Genomic DNA, 17,358 nt, shown 5'->3' on the forward strand with positions numbered 1-17,358 from the left:
AGGCGGGGGGTGCGGGCGAGGTGGGGGGCGGGCCATGTTGACGCGGGGGTGCGGGTCTGTGCCGGGGGCCTCCGGCCCCGGCTCTACGGGGGTCCGCTCCGCCGGGGTCAGACCAGGCGCCGCGCCGTCGCCCAGCGGGTCAGCTCGTGCCGGTTGGAGAGCTGAAGCTTGCGCAGCACCGCCGAGACATGGGACTCGACCGTCTTCACCGAGATGAACAGCTGCTTGGCGATCTCCTTGTAGGCATAACCACGGGCGATCAGCCGGAGCACCTCGCGCTCGCGCTGGGTGAGGCGGTCCAGGTCCTCGTCCACGGGCGGGGCGTCGGTGGAGGCGAAGGCGTCCAGCACGAAGCCGGCCAGCCGCGGGGAGAAGACCGCGTCCCCTTCCTGGACCCGGAAGATCGAGTCCACCAGGTCGGTGCCGGTGATGGTCTTGGTGACATAGCCGCGGGCGCCGCCGCGGATCACCCCGATCACATCCTCCGCAGCGTCCGACACGGACAGCGCGAGGAAGCGCACCGGCTGCTCGGCGTCCGCCATCAGCGCCGCACACCGGCGCAGCACCTCGACCCCGCCGCCGCCCGGCAGATGGACGTCGAGGAGGACCACCTCGGGCCGGGTCGCGGTGATGACGGTGACCGCCTGGTCGACGTCCGCGGCCTCGCCCACCACCTCGACACCGGTCGTGGCGGTCCGGCCGATCTCCGCCTGGACGCCGGTCCGGAACATCCGGTGGTCGTCCACCAGCACCACCCGTACGTGCCGCCCGCCCGCACCCCCGTCGGCGAGCCCGCCGATCTCGGCCGCCTGCGCCGTCTCCGCCGTGCCGTTCGCCTCGGTCGCGTCGCTCATGCCGTCTTCTCCGCCCTCTCCATCTCCAGCTCGACCTCCGTGCCGCCCCCCGGCACCGCCCGTAGTTGGGCCGTGCCGCCGTTGCGCTCCATGCGTCCGATGATCGATTCTCTGACGCCCATGCGGTCGGCGGGTATCGAGTCGAGGTCGAAGCCCGGACCACGGTCACGCACGGAGACGAACACCGTCCTGCCCTCGACCTCGGCGTAGACCTGCACGGCGCCGCCGTCGCCACCGTACTTGGCCGCGTTCACCATTGCCTCGCGCGCGGCTTGCATCTGCGCACCGATCCGGTCCTCCAACGGGCAGTCGCCGACGACGACCACCTCTATCGGCACCCCGTGCTTGTCCTCGACCTCGGCCGCGTTGCGCCGCACCGCCTCGGCGACCGTGTCCGGTTCGTCCGCCTCGTCCTTGCCGGTGCCCTCCGGCTTGTAGAGCCAGGTGCGCAGATCGCGCTCCTGGGCGCGGGCGAGGCGGCGGACCTCGCCCGCGTTGTCCGCGTTGCGCTGGATCAGGGTGAGGGTGTGCAGCACGGAGTCATGGACGTGCGCGGCGACCTCGGCCCGCTCCTGGGCGCGGATGCGCATCAGCCGCTCCTCGGAGAGGTCCTGGGTCATCCGGACCAGATACGGGCCGGCGAGCAGGGTGATCCCGACGAGGACGACGAGCGCGGCCTGGAGGACGGCCCCGAGGTGGGCGGCCGAACCCTGGAGGACGAAGATCGCCGAGACGCCGGCCGTGACCAGCAGGACACCGGCGGCCGCGCGCACCAGCGTCAAGGTGCGGCGGTGCCTGCCGACCTCGACCCAGCGGGCCCGGCGGGCGTTGTCCGCCTGGCGCCAGACGAGGGCGACACCGGCCGCGACGAGCACGGCGGGCACCAGATACGCCTTGGCCGCGCCGGTCGGATTGACGCTGCTCACGAAGACCATGGACACGATGACCATGAGGAGCAGCGCGACCATCTGGCCCCGGTCCGGCTTGCGGGCCACCAGTCTTCTGCGGCCGCCGGGCGTGGTCTCGGCGGTGATCGGAGACGTCTTCTGTTCCCCGACGCCACCGACACCGAGCGGGACGAAGAACCAGAACGCCGCGTACAGCAGCGCGCCCAGGCCGTTGGCCATGAACAGGCCGACGAACGCGAGCCGGACCCAGATGACGGGCAGCCCGAGATGCCCGGCGAGGCCCCGCGCCACTCCGCCGAGCCAGCGTCCGTCGCCGCTGCGGTAGAGCTTGCGCGGCGGCCGCGGGTCGTCGAGTGGCAGGCTTGCGGCTTCCGGCATGGCATCGATGGTCACACGCCCGGCCGGGGCGCGGCATCAGGGTCGGCCCCCGAGACGCCCCTGATCTTCCCCGGGGCCGGATCGGGAGCCTCGTTCCCGCACCGGCTCCGGCCGCTCCGCGCCGCTCGAACGCTTCCCCGGCCCGCGTCAGGGCCGATTTCAGGGTTCGCCCAGGGTTGTCCCGACTGCCGCCGCGCCGCACCGGCCGTCACCATGGACTCATGACGGATCACGAGCATGCCGCGACGGGTCCGGGACCCGGCGGCCCGCGCCCGGCCCCGGGCACCGGGCCGACGGATGCCGCGCCCGCCGCGACGGAAGGGACGGGCGCGGCCACCGGCGGCGCCGCCCCTCGCGCGCACAGCAAAGACGCGCACAGCACAGAGAAGACGGAGAGGACAGTCGGCGCGGAGAGGGCCGGCAGCGCGGACGCGGGCCCCCGCACCCACGCCGACGCGCGGGAACGGGGACAGGAGCAGGAGCGGGAGCAGGAAGGGGGTCAGGGCCTGGGGCACGAGAGGGGTGCTGGGCGGAAGGAGCGACAGCCGCAGGAATCCGCGCGACAGCCCGGTCCCGCCGGGAACGCCCCCGACCGGTTCCGGCGCGGGCGCCGGTACAAGATGATCGCGGGCGTGTGCGCGGGGCTCGGCCGGCAGGCCGACATGGACCCGGTGATATTCCGGATCACCCTGGCGGTCCTGTCCGCGACCGGCGGCTTCGGTCTCATCTTCTACGGCTTCGTATGGCTTCTGGTGCCGTACGAGGACGAGGAGGAGAACGAACTGCGCAAGCTGCTGACCGGCCGGGTCGACGGCCAGGCGCTGGCCGCGGTGCTGTTCGCCCTGGTCGGCTGCGGGACGTTCCTGACCATGCTGAGAAACGGCGGGGCGCTGGCCTTCGCCGCGGTGCTCTCGCTGATGCTCGCCGGCGCCGGGTACTGGTCGCGGCGCCGCGGCGCCCCCGACCCCGACCCGCTGGCCGCGCAGGCCGCCGCCGACGCACCGCCGGAGGCACAGGCGCCGCCGGTCGCCATCAGCTATCCCTCCTGGTGGCGGGACCCGATCGTCAAGGACGGCACGCATGTCGGCGGCACCGGCTATCTGTGGGGCCCCGGCGACGCCCGGGTCCGGGAGGGAGACCTGCTCTCGGTCGTCGACGTCCGCCTGGCATCCCCCTGGATCCATCCCGGAGCCGCATCGCGGCCGGCAGTCCCCGCGCCCCCGAAGCCGCGCGGACCGCGCTGGATAGGCGGCCCGGTGTTCTTGCTGGCGCTGCTGGCGGGCGGCCTGGGCTCCGGGCTGACCTGGCACACCGAGGCGCTGGGCACCAGCCTCCAGACCGGACTCGCCTGTGCGCTGGCCGTGTTCGGCCTGGGCATCGCGGTCAGCTCGTTCCTGGGCCGCACCGGCGCGGGCACGGTGTTCCTGGCGATCATCACGGCAGCCCTGCTCGGCGGGGCGGCGGCGATGCCCCGCGACATCACCACGCACTGGCGGGAGACGTCCTGGATACCCGGCGCCGCGGCGCAGCTCCGGCCGGCGTACGAGCTGGGGACGGGCCGGGGCACCCTCGACCTGACCCGGATACACCCGGCCAAGGGACGGACCGTCGCCACGGACGCGCACGTCGGGGCGGGCCGGCTGAAGGTGATCGTGCCGACCGACGCGACCGTGCGGATGGACATCAAGGTGGGCGTGGGCGACATCAAGCTGCCGGGTGAACACGGAAAGGACGTGGACGTGCTGGCGCAACAGCACCGCGAGGTGACCCTGACACCGGTCAAGGGCGGAAAGGACAGCGGCACTCTGGACCTCACCCTCCAGGTCGGAGCCGGAGAAGTGGAGGTGGACCGTGCTGCGCCATGAGTTCCGGCCCGGGAAGCTGGTCGCCGGGTTGTTCCTGGTCGCGACCGGGGTGGTGTACGCCGGGGACGCGGGCGGCCTCTGGCAGACCCCGTGGTTCGCGATCGTCCCACTGGTGGCGGGCGGCCTGTGCCTGGCCGGCGTCACGGCGGCACTCAACCGGGCGATACGCGGACGGGACGGGACCGAGCGGGGCTAGGCGGGGCTGGGCGGCGGGAGCTGGGCGACGCTCAAGGGCTGGGCGCGCTGCGGAGTCGGGCGGCGCTGAGAGGTTGGGCGGCGCTGGGAGGTCGGTGGGCTCCAGGACTCGCCGAATAACCGACGGGGCGGTGGCGAGCCACTACGGGCGGACGGACCGCCCCGGCGACACGGCGGCGAACCACTCTGCCTGCGGACAGTCCCATCGACGCCACGGCGGCAAGCCCTCTGCCTGCGGACAACCCGACCCGGCGCACGGCAGGACGGCGACACGGCCGGTGCACTGGCAGCCCGGTACCCAGCACCCACGGACAGCCGGCCCACGGCCGACTCCACAACTCCCGGCCGGCCCAACCCCCGGCCAGCCGAATGCGCGACCCCGGTCGGCCCGACGCCACGACTCAGCGCCGCACCCCGGTCGGCCGACTCCGTCGCCCAGCTCCGAAGCCCCGTTCCGCCCGCTCCCCCAGCCCCCCAACTGCCCGAGCCTCCCCATCCGGCCCCTCCCCCAGCCCCCATCCGCCTACAGATAACCGAAAGTCCGCCGTCGGCTCCGCGCGCGCCAGGCGGCGTCCAGGGAGAGATAGGGGGCGCCGGCGAGGATCAGGGGGAGCCAGGCCATCAGGTAGGCCAGGTCGTTGCCGTAGTAGTAGGGGGTCGTCGCCCAGCTCATGGTCAGCCACAGGCTGAGGGAGATCAGCGCGCCGCCCAGTGCGGCGAGGCGGCCGAACAGTCCGAGGAGGGTGGCGATGCCGACGGCGAGTTCGCCGAGGGCGATGGCGTAGCCGAAGCCGACCGGGCTCCTCAGGGCGAGGTCGATCAGGGCGGGGAAGGCGGCGGTGCCGCGGGCCGCGTGCATGGTGTCGCCGATCGAGCCGGCGCCGGCGGCCTTCATGAAGGTGCTGTCGGTGAGCTTGTCCAGGCCCGCGTAGAGGAAGGTGACGCCGAGGAAGACACGCAGGGGCAGCAGGGCGTAGTGGGCGGCGGTGTCCCGCCAGCCGTTGCGGCTGTTCAGCCGTGTGGTGCGCGTGTCCATCCGGATACCGGTCATCCTGCCCGCCGCCTCTCGCCCGCTGTCCCTGCTGTGCCTGCCCGTTCTCCCGACCATACGTATGACAAGGAGGAGACGCTCAATCATCTCCTGGGGATTTTTCCGGATTTCAGGCGTTCGTATGAGAGGAGGATCGCGAGCGGAGGACGCTCACTCGGTGATCTGGACCGTGTAGCGGTTGGTCGGCACTCCGGCCGCGGTCACCACCTGGACCTCCACCGAGCCGGGCTCGACGTCGGCCGGGACGGGGACGGTCAGGACGGTGTCCGTGGGGTTGCGGAAGCCGCCGGTGACCGGGACCAGCGGGACATGGACGTCGACGGCGCCGATGCGGACGACCATGCGGGAGAGCCGTTCGGCGCTCTGGGCGCCGGGCGGGACGAAGCCGGTGCCGCGGATCTCGATGTCGTCGCCGGTGCGGATCGGCCCGTCCAGGTCGCCGGGTTCGCGGGCGCGGACCACGGAGAGGATGACCGCGCGGCCGCCCTCCGCGTACTTGCCCGCCAGGTAGGTGGCGGCCGAGATCAGGACGACGACCGCGAGTCCCCAGGGCAGGTCGGGCAGTTGGTCGGGGCGGCGGGCGAGCCGTACGGCGGCGAAGACCAGGGCCACGGCGCTGATGGCGACGTACTGGATGTCGGTGAAGGCGCCCCGGCCGGCGTCGTCGGTGAGCAGGTCGGCGGCGCGCGGGCGGTGGGCCGGGACCTTCTGGAGCCGCTGGGCGAGTATGCGCAGGCCCACCACCCGGCGGACCAGGACGGCGATGCCGCACACCACGGCGAGGACGGTCACCACGCCGGCGCCGCGGCCGAGATCCAGGCCCGAGATGAGCGCGTCGCGTTCGGCGTGGCCGGAGGCGGCGGCCAGGCGGGCGGCGAGCAGCAGGACGGCGTAGCCGATGAACAGGACCCAGCAGACGGCGACGGAACGGGAGGTGGACATGCGATGGTCCTCGCCGATCACCGGGGCGAGGGCGCCGCCGCGCGCCCGGTGGAACCAGCAGGCGGCGCTCAGCGCGCCGGCCACGAGGAGGGCGGCGAGCAGGGCCGCGGTGCGGGCGGTGGTCCAGCCGGCGCCGATCGCGGTCAGCGCCTCACCGAGCAGCAGGGCGACGACCGCGCCCCACACCGCGCACAGGGTCCGCAGCCACAGCCGGGTGAGCCACATCTCGCCTTCGACGCGGCCGCGTTCGGCGACGGCCTCCGCGCGCTGGGTCAGTTCCTCGGAGACCCACTGGCGGGAGGCCGAGGGCGAGTAGGCCACGGCGGCGGGCAGGCCCTGGCCGGCGGCGAACTCGTCGCGGCGCCGCAGGAACGCGGCGACGGCCCGCCGGTGTCCCTCGCGGGCGCCGTGCGGGCAGTCCCCGCAGCCGCAGCCGCCCTCATGGACGCCCTCGGCGTCCGCGTCCTCTCTCGCCTCCTGCACCGCCACGTCCGACGCCCGCCTTCCCCGCGACCTCGCGGCACGGCCGCCGGCCCCTCGGTGAGCCGTCCCATTACCGTGCAACTCCCGTACATCAACAGCGAATTGTGCCCTACCGGGACCGGCCGGGGGCCGCCGACATGATTCTGGAGAGTGAACTGCCCGGCAAGGTGTTGACGCGAGCGATCCCGGCCGCCCCAGGGCCTCAGTCGAGCAGGTCGGGTTCGCTGCGGGTGACTTCCTGCCGCAGGGGCTGGTAGTTGATCCAGGCCACGAGGTCGCCGCCGAGTTGTTCGCGGGTGGCGACGGCGAGTTTGTGGTCGATGAGGACCGGGCGGCCGGCCGCGCGGGCCAGCAGCTGCACCCGGCAGCAGCGGTCCATGGACAGGAACCACCAGGCGGCGGCGTCCACGGAACCGCCGACGGTGAGCAGCCCGTGGTTGCGCAGCACCAGCGCCTTGCGGGAGCCGAGCGCGGCGGCGATGCGGCGGCCTTCCGCGGCGTCGACGGTGACTCCGGTGTAGGCGTCGTAGAGGGCGGCGTCCTCGTAGAAGGCGCAGCTCTCCTGGGTGAGGGGGTCGATGAGGTCGCCGAGAGCGGCGAGGGCGCGGCCGTGCACGGAGTGGCAGTGGGCGACGGCGACGACGTCCGGGCGGGCGGCGTGGACCTGGACGTGCACGGTGAAGGCGGCCTGGTTGACGTGGTAGCGGCCCTCGATGACCTGTCCGTCCTGGTTGGCGAGGACGAGGTCGCTGACGGTGACGTGCTTGAAGGGCATGCCGAAGGGGTTGACCCAGAAGCAGTCGCTGAACTCCGGGTCGCGGGCGGTGATATGGCCGGAGACGCCGTCCTCGAAGCCGTTCCGCCCGAAGATCCGCAGGGCTCCGGCGAGCCGTTCCTTGCGGTGCCGGCGCGCGTCCTCGACCGAGTCGTGCGTCGGCGGCATGGCGAACTGCAACTGGTGGGTGGGCAGCGGCAGCGGCGGGGTGGGCCCGCTCATAGGTCCTCCAGCGCTGGGGGTGCGGTACGGGCCGGAAGTTACCGCCGGTCAGCGCGGAAAGGCAGGGCTGTTCCGTAAAGATGACGCGCAGATGAGAAAGGTGACAGAAGATGTCAGGGTTGGGGAGCACACTCGGCCGGTATGAACTGGGCAGACTTCACCGCGACCGAACCGGACCTCGCCAGGGCCGTCGAGGAGCGCTTCGGCGCCTTCCGCCACCACGTCCTCGTCACCCTGCGCCGGGACGGCTCCCCGCGCGCCTGTGGTCTGGAGGTGGACTTCCGCGGCGGCGAGCTGTGGCTCGGCATGATGCCGGATTCGCTGAAGGCCCGCGATCTGCTGCGCGATCCGCGGTTCGCGCTCCAGGCCAATCCGGGCGGGGGGACCGACATGGCCGGCGGGGACGTGCGGATCAGCGGACGGGCTTACGAGGTCGGGGACGGGGAGACGAAGGCCGGGTATGTGGAAGAGGCGGAACCGCCGGAGCCGTTCCACCTCTTCCGCACCGAGCTGACGGAGGTCGTGAGGACCTCCGTCGAGGACGACCGGTATCTGGTCGTCCAGGTCTGGAAGCCGGGAGAGCCGGTGCGGACCCTCCGGCGGACCTGAGCCTCAGCGGAGCCGGGCTCCGCTCGGGCCTACTCCCACTCGATGGTGCCCGGCGGCTTCGAGGTGACGTCGAGGACGACGCGGTTGACGTCCCGGACCTCGTTGGTGATGCGGGTCGAGATACGGGCGAGGACGTCGTAGGGCAGCCGGGACCAGTCGGCGGTCATGGCGTCCTCGGAGGAGACGGGACGCAGCACGATCGGGTGACCGTAGGTGCGGCCGTCGCCCTGGACGCCCACGCTGCGCACGTCGGCGAGCAGGACCACCGGGCACTGCCAGATGTCGCGGTCCAGGCCGGCCGCGGTCAGCTCCTCGCGGGCGATGGCGTCGGCGTCGCGCAGCAGGTCCAGGCGCTCCTTGGTCACCTCGCCGACGATCCGGATGCCGAGGCCCGGACCGGGGAACGGCTGCCGCTGGACGATCTCGTCCGGCAGGCCCAGCTCCTGGCCGACCATCCGGACCTCGTCCTTGAACAGCTTGCGCAGCGGTTCGATCAGCTTGAACTCGAGGTCCTCGGGCAGACCGCCGACGTTGTGGTGCGACTTGATGTTGGCGGTGCCGGTGCCGCCGCCGGACTCGACCACGTCCGGGTAGAGGGTGCCCTGGACCAGGAACTCCACGGCCGGGCCCTCGTCCGCGATGATCTCGGCCTGCGCCTGCTCGAAGACGCGGATGAACTCACGGCCGATGATCTTGCGCTTCTCCTCCGGGTCGCTGACCCCGGCGAGAGCCTTCAGGAAGCGCTCCTCGGCGTCGACGACCTTCAGCTGCACGCCGGTGGCCGCGACGAAGTCCTTCTCGACCTGCTCGGTCTCGCCCTTGCGCATCAGGCCGTGGTCGACGTAGACGCAGGTCAGCTGGGAGCCGATGGCCTTCTGCACCAGGGCGGCGGCCACCGCGGAGTCCACGCCGCCGGACAGGCCGCAGATCGCGCGCTTGTCGCCGACCAGCTCGCGGATGGCCTCGACCTGCTCCTCGATCACATTGCCCGTGGTCCAGGTCGGCTCCAGGCCCGCGCCGCGGTACAGGAAGTGCTCCAGCACCTGCTGACCGTAGGTGGAGTGCATGACCTCGGGGTGGTGCTGGACGCCGTAGAGCTTCTTCTCGTCGTTCTCGAACGCGGCGACCGGGACCAGGTCGGTGGACGCGGTGACGGAGAAGCCCTCGGGGGCGGCGGAGCAGGCGTCGCCGTGCGACATCCAGACCTGCTGCTCGGCCGGGGTGCCCTCGAACAGGGTGGAGGAGCACTTGGAGACGTGCAGGTCGGTGCGGCCGTACTCACGGGCGCCGTTGTTGTCGACGGAACCGCCGAGGGTGAGCGCCATCAGCTGGAAGCCGTAGCACATGCCGAAGACGGGGACGCCGGCCTCGAAGATCTCGCGGTCGAGGGTGGGCGCGCCCTCCTCGTACACCGACGAGGGGCCGCCGGAGAGGATGATCGCCGCGGGCTTCTTGGCGAGCATCTCCTTGACCGGCATGGTGCTCGGCACGATCTCGCTGTAGACCCGCGCCTCGCGGACGCGTCGGGCGATGAGCTGGGCGTACTGCGCACCGAAGTCGACGACCAGGACGGTGTCGGGGGCAGTGGGAGTCGCTGATGACACGGGGTGCCTTCTGGTGGTCCGGGCGGGGGTCTGTACTACGAGTCTAACGGTGCGGGCGCGAAGCACTCCGTCGAGCCGGAAGCGCACTCCGCCGGGCCAGGAGGGCGATCCGTCGAGCCGGGGGCACACTCCGCCGGACCGGGAGCGCGCTCCGTCCGGCCGGGAGCGCCGTGACGGCGGGGGCGGCGCACCGGCCGTGGCATACTGGCGCCATGCTTCAGCACGCGACCTTCGTCTTTACCTATGGCATCCGGCCCGCCGGTTGCCATGGTCGTGCTGCTTAGCCGAACGCTTAAGCGACACCCCAGGCGCCCCGGGCCGACAAGGCCCAGGGGCGCCTGTCGTTTCTCCGGGTCACACGGTTCCAGGGCATCCGCACCCGTACGAAACGATCAGGAGCCCCCGGCATGACCACCACCACCCCCGAAGACACCACCACCTCCGGAGCGACCCCCGAGGGGCCCGCCGTGACGCCGGAGGCGGCCATCGCCGCCGCCCGTGAGCGCATCGACGCGATCGACGACCGGATCATCGGCCTCATCCAGGAGCGGACGGCCGTCTCCGCCGTCGTCCAGCAGACCCGCATCTCTTCCGGCGGCCGGCGGCTCAGCCTCAACCGCGAGATGGAGATCCTCTCCCGCTACCGCGAGGCGCTGGGCAAGCCCGGCACCGCGCTCGCCATGACCCTGCTGGAGCTGTGCCGGGGCCGGGTCTGAGTCACCCGATTATCCGACGTGAGTTCGGCCACCGTCTCACCCGTACGGCGCCGTGACCGCCCCGCGGGCGGCTTCGTTAGCGGGGTGTCCGTGCCAGCCAGGGGCGGGCCCGACAGAACCACGCGTGGCTCGCTGGAGCGATGAGGCGTACGGGTCGTGCCGTACGCCGTGGGACCTCGCTCCAGGGAAGTGACCGGACGGCAGGGGACAGCAGCCCGGTCACCAAGAGAACGGTCGGCTCCGGGGACGCCCGGAGCCGACCGGCGGAACACCGGTCCCCGTCCCCGCGCAGACCACGACAGCCCTCAGAACCCTCGGGCCCATGAGAACTCAGGACCCCTCGGGCCCATGAGAACTCAGGACCCCTCGGACCCATGAGAAGAGGGACCTGCATCCCCCTCCGAAGGCAGGTCCCTCACCACCGTCTTCTTGATCCGGTAGCAGGTTTGATCGGCGACGGCACGGAAGGGTTGCGCCGGACCCGGCCATCGGTCAGTGATCTGCGTCACACCTGGCTACTCCGCCTTCGGCGGCACCGCCGGCATCCCCAGGAACGGCAGCCGCAGTGCGCCGAACGCCTCCGCCGGGACCGCGGGCGACCGCGGCTCCACCGGCTTCAGCCGCTCGTACGCCGCTCCCGGCACCGGCCGCGGGTCCTCCTCGCCCTTGTTCGGCCAGAACGACATGGCCCGCTCGGCCTGCGCGGTGATCGTCAGCGAGGGGTTGACCCCCAGGTTCGCCGAGACCGCCGCGCCGTCCACGACCGAGATGCCGGGGTGGCCGTACAGCCGGTGGTACGGGTCGATCACCCCGGTGTCGGGCGAGTCGCCGATGGGGCAGCCGCCGAGGAAGTGCGCGGTGAGCGGGGTGCCCATCAGTTCGCCGACGTTGCTGCCGGGGAAGCCGTTGATCTCGGCGGCGAGCGCGGTGGCGGCCTCGGTGGCGGCCCTGATCTGCTTGGGATTGGGCACGCCGTGCCCCTGCCGCGCGGTGAGCAGGCCCTTGCCGACGCCGTCCGGCTTCAGGTACGTCGTCAGCGAGTTGTCCAGGGACTGCATCACCAGGCCGATGATGCTCCGTTCCGACCAGCGGCGGTTGGACAGCGAGCGCAGCACCAGGGCGGGGTGCCGGGCCGCGTTCGCCAGCCAGGCCAGCGCCCGCGAGGAGCCCTCGGTGTACGGCACCTGGAGGATGGACAGGCCGCCCATCGCGTTGGAGCCCTTGCCGTAGCGGACCGGCTCGATGTGGGTGTTCTCGTCCGGGTGGATCGAGGAGGTGATCGCGACGCCCCGGGTGAAGTCGGCCCGCGGGGCGCCGTGCGCCTTGCGGTAACGGCGGCTGTCGGTCTGCGCGCCCACCAGCGCCTCGGAGTTGGTGCGGGTCAGCACGCCCAACTTGGGTGAGAGGTACGGCAGGTGGCCGTTCGCCTTCATCCGGTGCAGCAGGGTCTGGGTGCCGTACGTGCCGGCGGCGAGCACGACGCGGCGCGCGGTGAACAGCCGTCCCGCGCCCTTCTTCCTGCGGTCCGTCGGCAGGGTGGCCACCGCGTACCCGCCGCGCGAGTCGTCGGTGACCGACACCACCGTGGTCATGGGGTGGACCACCGCGCCCGCCTTCTCGGCGAGGTGGAGGTAGTTCTCGTTGAGCGTGTTCTTGGCGCCGTGCCGGCAGCCGGTCATGCACTCGCCGCACTCGGTGCAGGCGGTGCGCTCCGGGCCCGCCCCGCCGAAGTACGGGTCGGGTACGCGCTGTCCCGGCGCCGCCTTGACCGTGCCGTCCGCGTCCTTGCCGTCCCCGAAGAAGACGCCCACCGGTGCGAAGTGGAAGGTGTCGCCGACGCCCATCCGCTCGGCGGCGGCCTTGAGATGGACGTCCGAGGGGGTCATCGTCGGGTTGAGCCGCACGCCGAGCATGCGCTTGGCCTGGTCGTAGTACGGCTTCAACTCCTCCTGCCAGTCGGTGATGTCCTTCCACTGGGGGTCCGCGAAGAACGCCTTCGGCGGGACGTAGAGGGTGTTGGCGTAGTTGAGCGAGCCGCCGCCGACGCCCGCGCCGGCCAGCACCATCACATTGCCCAGCAGATGGATGCGCTGGATGCCGTACAGGCCGAGCTTCGGGGCCCAGAGGTAGTTCTTCAGGTCCCAGGAGTTCTTCGGCAGGGACGTACGGGTGAAGCGGCGCCCGGCTTCGAGGACGCCGACCCGGTAGCCCTTCTCGGTCAGGCGCAGGGCCGACACCGAGCCGCCGAACCCCGAGCCGATCACGATGACGTCGTAGTCGTACCCGTCGTACCCGTCATGCGCGTCGTCGCCGTCGCGCCCGTTCTCGTTCCGGGTCTGGGCAGGGTTCTCCTGGGACACGTGCTCTCCTCGTCGGGAACAGGGGCTTCGAACGGGAACTTGGCACTGGGTCTCTAACGGAAGCGGAACGCCTTCAGCAGGCGCAGGCTCGTGGTCATCAGGCGGGCGTAGCCCTCCTCCGTCATGCCCAGCGAGGGCGCCATCGGCAGCAGCCGCTGCTGAGCGACCGTCTGGGCCTCGGTGTACTTGAGAATGCCTTCGGAGCCGTGGCGGCGGCCGAGGCCTGAGTCCTTCATGCCGCCCATCGGGGACTGGACGCTGCCGTAGGCGGGGGCGTAGCCCTCGTTGATGTTGACCGTGCCGGTGCGCAGCCGGGCGGCGACCCCGCGGCCGCGGCTCGAACTGGTGGTCCAGACGGAGGCGTTGAGGCCGTACGGCGTGGCGTTGGCGCGCTCGATCGCGTCATCCAGGTCCGAGAAGCGGTAGACGGAGACGACCGGGCCGAAGGTCTCCTCCTCGCAGACCGCCATGGAGTGCTCGACGCCGTCGAGGATGGTGGGCTCGTAGAAGTAGGGGCCGATGTCGGGCCGGGCCACGCCGCCCGCGAGCACCTTGGCGCCCTTGTCGACTGCCTCGCGCACATGCCGTTCGACGGTCTCCAGCTGGCGCTCGCCGACCAGGGAGCCCATCTCGGCGCCGTAGGCGAGGCAGTTGCCGAGCCGCATGGCCTTGGTGCGGGCGGCGAAGCGCTCCAGGAAGGCATCGGCGATCGACTCGTGGACGTACAACCGCTCGATGGAGATGCAGAGTTGGCCGGCGGAGGAGAAGCAGGCGCGTACGGCACCGGCGGCGGCCTTCTCGATGTCGGCGTCGTCCAGCACCAGCATGGCGTTCTTGCCGCCGAGTTCGAGGGAGACGCCGATCAGCCGGGCGGCGGCGCCCTGGGCGACCTCGCGGCCGGTGCGGGTGGAGCCCGTGAAGGAGACGTAGTCGGCGTGCTTGACCAGCTCGGGCCCGACGACCGGTCCTTCGCCGATGACGACCTGGAAGACGCCCTCGGGCAGCCCGGCCTCGATCAGCAGATCGCGGGCCCACAACGCGGTGAGGCAGGTCTCGGTGTCCGGCTTCATCACGACCGCGTTGCCCGCGACGAAGGCGGGCAGCGCGTCGCCGACGGACAGTTCCAGGGGGTAGTTCCAGGGCGCGATCTGGCCCACGACGCCGCGCGGGTGGCGCAGTTCGGTGACCTTCGTCAGGGTCGGCACGGCGCCGGTGTGCCGCTTCGGGTGGAGGTACGCGGGGGCCTTGCGGCCGTAGTGGCGGGCCGCGATGGCGACGGCCAGCACCTCCTCGTGCGCGTGCAGCCGGGCCTTGCCGGTCTCCAACTGGATCAGGTCGAGGATCTCGGCCTGGCGTTCGAGGATCAGGTCGTGGAAGCGGAGCAGGACGGCGGCCCGCTGCCGTACCGGGGTGCGCTCCCAGACGGCCTGCGCGGCGCGGGCCGCCTCGAAGGCGTCGAGCACGTCCGCGGGGGTGGACTCGGGCAGGTCGGCCAGCTTCTCGCCGGTGAACGGCGTGTGGTTGGCGGTCCGGCCGGAACCGGTGACGCCCTTGGCCAGCCGGGCCACCAGTTCCGGGGTGACCACGTCGGCGGCGGTGCGGGCACCCTCGGGTGAGGGCGCGAGGGGGTTGGTACCGGCGATGGCCGGGGCCTGCGTGTCCGGGGCCTGCGTGTCCGTCATGAGGCGCAGGGTATGCCGCGGCGAACGCTTTGTGTACCCGTCGGTAACGGGGATTCACCGAGTACTCACACCGCGCCAGTGTTCACTGGCATGAATGGCCTGATCGGCGGGTTGCCTGCTCGAACACCCGCCCGATCGGTCGCCCGCGGGTTTTTCGCCAGGAGGAGGGTGAGGGCGGCGGGGGGCGGGGGTGGAGGCCGGCTGGGGGTCGGGGGTGGGGGGCGGGTTCGGTGTTCGGGTGCGGCTCGGGGGCGGGCTTTGGGCCGGGGTTCGGGCGCGGGTGCGACTTCGGTAGCGGCTGCGGCTGCGGCTGTGAGTGCGCGTCCGGTACGACGCCGGGGTCCCGCCCGTCTCGTACGTTCCGCGCGTGTACGTCTCGTACGTCTCCTGCCTCGGCCGGCTCAGGTACGTCGGTCACCCCCAGGTACTCCCGCGGCTCCGCCGCCACCTGCTCCGCGCCCGGCCGGGCCTCGGGCCGCTCGGCGTGCAGCCGGTCCAGGAGGGAGGCGAGCGGGCCGGGGCCGGTGCCACCGAGGGCGGTACGCAGCAGGACGCCCAGGGACCACAGGCCGGAAGCGGGCCCATCACCGGGACCGGCCGCACGCTCGGGAGCTCCGAAGGAGACGCCCTCGCCGAGCCGACTCCCGCCGCCTACGGCACCGACTCCGCCCGACCCGCCTCCGCCACCCCCGGCACCACCGGCCCCGGCCCCACTCCCGCCAGGGCCGCCTTCGACCGACCCGCCTCCGCCGATCCCGGCATCACCAGTCCCGGCACCGCCCAACCCGCCACCACCGGCCCCGGAAGGCCCCTCTCCGGCCGGCCGTTCTTCACCGGCCTCGCCGACCCCGGCGCCGCCGGCACCAGCCCCGGCGCCACCGGCCCCAGCACAAGTCCCGGCACCAGCCCCACCGGCACCACAAGCACTACCGGCACCACCCGCACTGCCCGGTATCCGCGGCGGCCGGACGGCAGCCGGCGGAGTACGGCTCAGGACGCCGAGAACGTGTCCAGCGCGACGTCGAAGTACTCCCGCGCCTCCCGCACCTTCCCCACCGGCGCCGACACCCACACGTCGTACAGCCGCCCGGATTCCTCCCAGCACAGGTCGTACGTGTGCCGTGGTCCCTCCGCCGCGGTGTAGCCGTTCCAGGTGAACTCCCAGAGCGCGGCGGGGTGTCCGGCGTGCGTGGTGCGGGTGACCCGGCCGTCGTGGTAACCGGGGTTCGACACCGATCCGTCGGCCGCCTGACCCTTCATCACGGCCTGCGGGCCGCCGGGTTGGGGGGCGGAGACCCTGACCCCGAGGCGGTACGTGCCCTCCGGCGACAGGTAGAACACCCGCTCCCCCTGCGGGCTGCGGGTGAAGTCGTCGGGCACGGCGAGCGAGAACCCGGCGGGGTCGCGGGCGGTGCGGTAGCCGGAGGGCGCGGTGCCAGGGACCGGGACCGGCGGCAGGGACGGGGAGCCCGACCGGGACGGCGTCGGGGCCGGGGTCGTGGCCGAGGGCGAGGGCGACGGCCCGGTGCGCGTACCGCTCGCGCCCCCGGTCGCCGGTGTCGTCGCGGTACCCCCCGGACTCCCGCCGCCTCCGCCCTCGTTCCGGTTGATCAGCAGGGTCGCGGCCGAGCCGCCCGCCGCCGCGAGCGCCGCGATCAGCAGCGCCGCCACCAGCACCGAGCGCGTCGAGGAGCGGCCGGGCGGCGCCTCCGCCGTGACCGCGCCCGCGCCCGCGCCCGCCGCCGGGCCGGACAGCGGCTCGGGATCGCCCGGCAGGACGGGCGGCGGTGGCAGGGACCGCGGCGGGCGTCCCACCGCGAGCCGGTGCCCGCGCGAGGTGCCCGCCGGCTCCGGCGGCGTCTCGGGGGTCCGCCCGGTCTCCAGGTAGACGCGCAGCATCCGCTCGGCCTGTGCCGCGTCGAGCCGGCGGTCCGGGTCGCGCTCCAGCAGCCCCCGTACGACCGGCCCCAGCGGCTCGGCCTCGACGGGCGGCCGGATCTCGGCCGCGACCACGGCGTGCAGGATGCCGCCGAGCGAGTCGCGCCGGAACGGCGACTCGCCGCTGAGCACCGTGCACAGCAGCGCGCCCAGCGACCACAGGTCGGACTCCGGGCCGGTGCGCACCCCGGACATCCGCTCGGGCGCGGTGTACTCGGGCGAGCCGACGAAGGAGCCGGTCTCGGTGAGCGTGGTGGCGCCGGCGACCTGCGCGATGCCGAAGTCGGTGAGCACGACCCGCTCGGTGCCGGACTCGATCAGGACGTTCGCGGGCTTGATGTCCCGGTGCAGCACCCCGGCATCGTGCGCGGTGTCCAGCGCGCTGAGCAGGGCGATCCCGATCCGCGCGGCCTCGGCCGGGGTCACCGGGCCGTGCCGGGCGATCCGGTCGGCGAGCGAGCAGCCGTCGATCAGCTCCATGACCAGGTACGGCCGTTCGTCCTGCTCCACCACGTCGTGCACCACGATGATGTGCGGGTGCCGCAGCTGCGCGACCGCGCGCGCCTCCCGGAACGTACGGTCGCGGCGGCGCCGCGCGTCGTCCTCCGGGAGCGCGTCGTCCGCGAGGATCTCCTTGACCGCGACGAGCCGGCCCAGCAGCTCGTCGCTCGCCCGCCATACGACGCCCATGCCGCCGCGCCCGATACGCGCCTGGAGGCGGTACCGGCCGGCGATCACCCGGAAGTCGGCGCCCTCGGTCCCCATGGGGCCCATCA

13 protein-coding genes are annotated in these 17,358 nt (G+C 72.8%); 4 read left to right on the forward strand and 9 right to left on the reverse strand.

The window, feature by feature from the left end; genetic code table 11:
* Positions 1-107: 107 nt before the first annotated feature.
* Positions 108-854 (reverse strand): LuxR C-terminal-related transcriptional regulator, encoded by a 747-nt coding sequence (locus ACE4Q9_RS13155; RefSeq protein WP_397984433.1) that lies wholly within the window; start codon positions 852-854, stop codon positions 108-110.
* Positions 851-2,140 (reverse strand): PspC domain-containing protein, encoded by a 1,290-nt coding sequence (locus tag ACE4Q9_RS13160; protein ID WP_397984434.1) that lies wholly within the window; start codon positions 2,138-2,140, stop codon positions 851-853. Before ACE4Q9_RS13160 ends, ACE4Q9_RS13155 begins: the two co-directional genes overlap by 4 nt.
* 221 nt (positions 2,141-2,361) lie before the next feature.
* Here ACE4Q9_RS13160 and ACE4Q9_RS13165 point away from each other — a divergent pair, with 221 nt between their 5' ends.
* Both ACE4Q9_RS13165 and ACE4Q9_RS13170 read left to right on the forward strand, forming a co-directional pair.
* Positions 2,362-4,005: a PspC domain-containing protein gene (locus ACE4Q9_RS13165; protein ID WP_397984435.1), complete on the forward strand. Its 1,644-nt coding sequence runs from the start codon at positions 2,362-2,364 to the stop codon at positions 4,003-4,005.
* The gene (locus ACE4Q9_RS13170) at positions 3,992-4,201 is read left to right on the forward strand and encodes a hypothetical protein (RefSeq protein WP_397984436.1); all 210 of its coding nucleotides are present in this window, start codon (positions 3,992-3,994) and stop codon (positions 4,199-4,201) included. The genes ACE4Q9_RS13165 and ACE4Q9_RS13170 overlap by 14 nt, the downstream gene beginning before the upstream one ends.
* Before the next feature lie 522 nt (positions 4,202-4,723).
* On the opposite strand, the gene ACE4Q9_RS13175 is transcribed toward ACE4Q9_RS13170, so the two are convergent.
* From ACE4Q9_RS13175 to ACE4Q9_RS13185, 3 genes are all read right to left on the reverse strand, one after another.
* Positions 4,724-5,236, reverse strand: a complete 513-nt coding sequence (locus ACE4Q9_RS13175) for a DoxX family protein (RefSeq protein WP_397987204.1) — start codon at positions 5,234-5,236, stop codon at positions 4,724-4,726.
* A gap of 165 nt (positions 5,237-5,401) precedes the next feature.
* Positions 5,402-6,682 carry a hypothetical protein gene (locus ACE4Q9_RS13180; protein ID WP_397984437.1) on the reverse strand — a complete coding sequence of 427 codons (1,281 nt, stop codon included), beginning with the start codon at positions 6,680-6,682 and terminating at the stop codon, positions 5,402-5,404.
* 196 nt (positions 6,683-6,878) lie between these two features.
* The gene (locus ACE4Q9_RS13185) at positions 6,879-7,673 is read right to left on the reverse strand and encodes a class II aldolase/adducin family protein (RefSeq protein ID WP_397984438.1); all 795 of its coding nucleotides are present in this window, start codon (positions 7,671-7,673) and stop codon (positions 6,879-6,881) included.
* Between the two features lie 141 nt (positions 7,674-7,814).
* Between ACE4Q9_RS13185 and ACE4Q9_RS13190 the strand changes: the two genes are divergently transcribed.
* On the forward strand, positions 7,815-8,282 hold the full coding sequence (locus ACE4Q9_RS13190) for a pyridoxamine 5'-phosphate oxidase family protein (protein ID WP_397984439.1): 468 nt from the start codon (positions 7,815-7,817) through the stop codon (positions 8,280-8,282).
* Between the two features lie 29 nt (positions 8,283-8,311).
* Here the strand turns inward: ACE4Q9_RS13190 and guaA are convergent, their stop codons facing one another.
* Entirely contained in the window at positions 8,312-9,886 is a 1,575-nt protein-coding gene (guaA, locus tag ACE4Q9_RS13195; protein ID WP_397984440.1) for a glutamine-hydrolyzing GMP synthase, read from the reverse strand.
* 407 nt (positions 9,887-10,293) lie between these two features.
* Between guaA and ACE4Q9_RS13200 the strand changes: the two genes are divergently transcribed.
* Positions 10,294-10,602: a chorismate mutase gene (locus tag ACE4Q9_RS13200; RefSeq protein WP_397984441.1), complete on the forward strand. Its 309-nt coding sequence runs from the start codon at positions 10,294-10,296 to the stop codon at positions 10,600-10,602.
* Between the two features lie 515 nt (positions 10,603-11,117).
* Here the strand turns inward: ACE4Q9_RS13200 and ACE4Q9_RS13205 are convergent.
* From ACE4Q9_RS13205 to ACE4Q9_RS13215, 3 genes are all read right to left on the reverse strand, one after another.
* Positions 11,118-12,962 carry a GMC oxidoreductase gene (locus ACE4Q9_RS13205; protein ID WP_397984442.1) on the reverse strand — a complete coding sequence of 615 codons (1,845 nt, stop codon included), beginning with the start codon at positions 12,960-12,962 and terminating at the stop codon, positions 11,118-11,120.
* 53 nt (positions 12,963-13,015) lie between these two features.
* Positions 13,016-14,644 carry a succinic semialdehyde dehydrogenase gene (locus tag ACE4Q9_RS13210; protein WP_397984443.1) on the reverse strand — a complete coding sequence of 543 codons (1,629 nt, stop codon included), beginning with the start codon at positions 14,642-14,644 and terminating at the stop codon, positions 13,016-13,018.
* A gap of 990 nt (positions 14,645-15,634) precedes the next feature.
* Positions 15,635-17,347, reverse strand: a complete 1,713-nt coding sequence (locus tag ACE4Q9_RS13215; RefSeq protein WP_397984444.1) for a serine/threonine-protein kinase — start codon at positions 17,345-17,347, stop codon at positions 15,635-15,637.
* Positions 17,348-17,358: the final 11 nt, after the last annotated feature.

This window comes from Streptomyces sp. AM6-12, assembly GCF_044327085.1.
GTDB lineage: Bacteria > Actinomycetota > Actinomycetes > Streptomycetales > Streptomycetaceae > Streptomyces.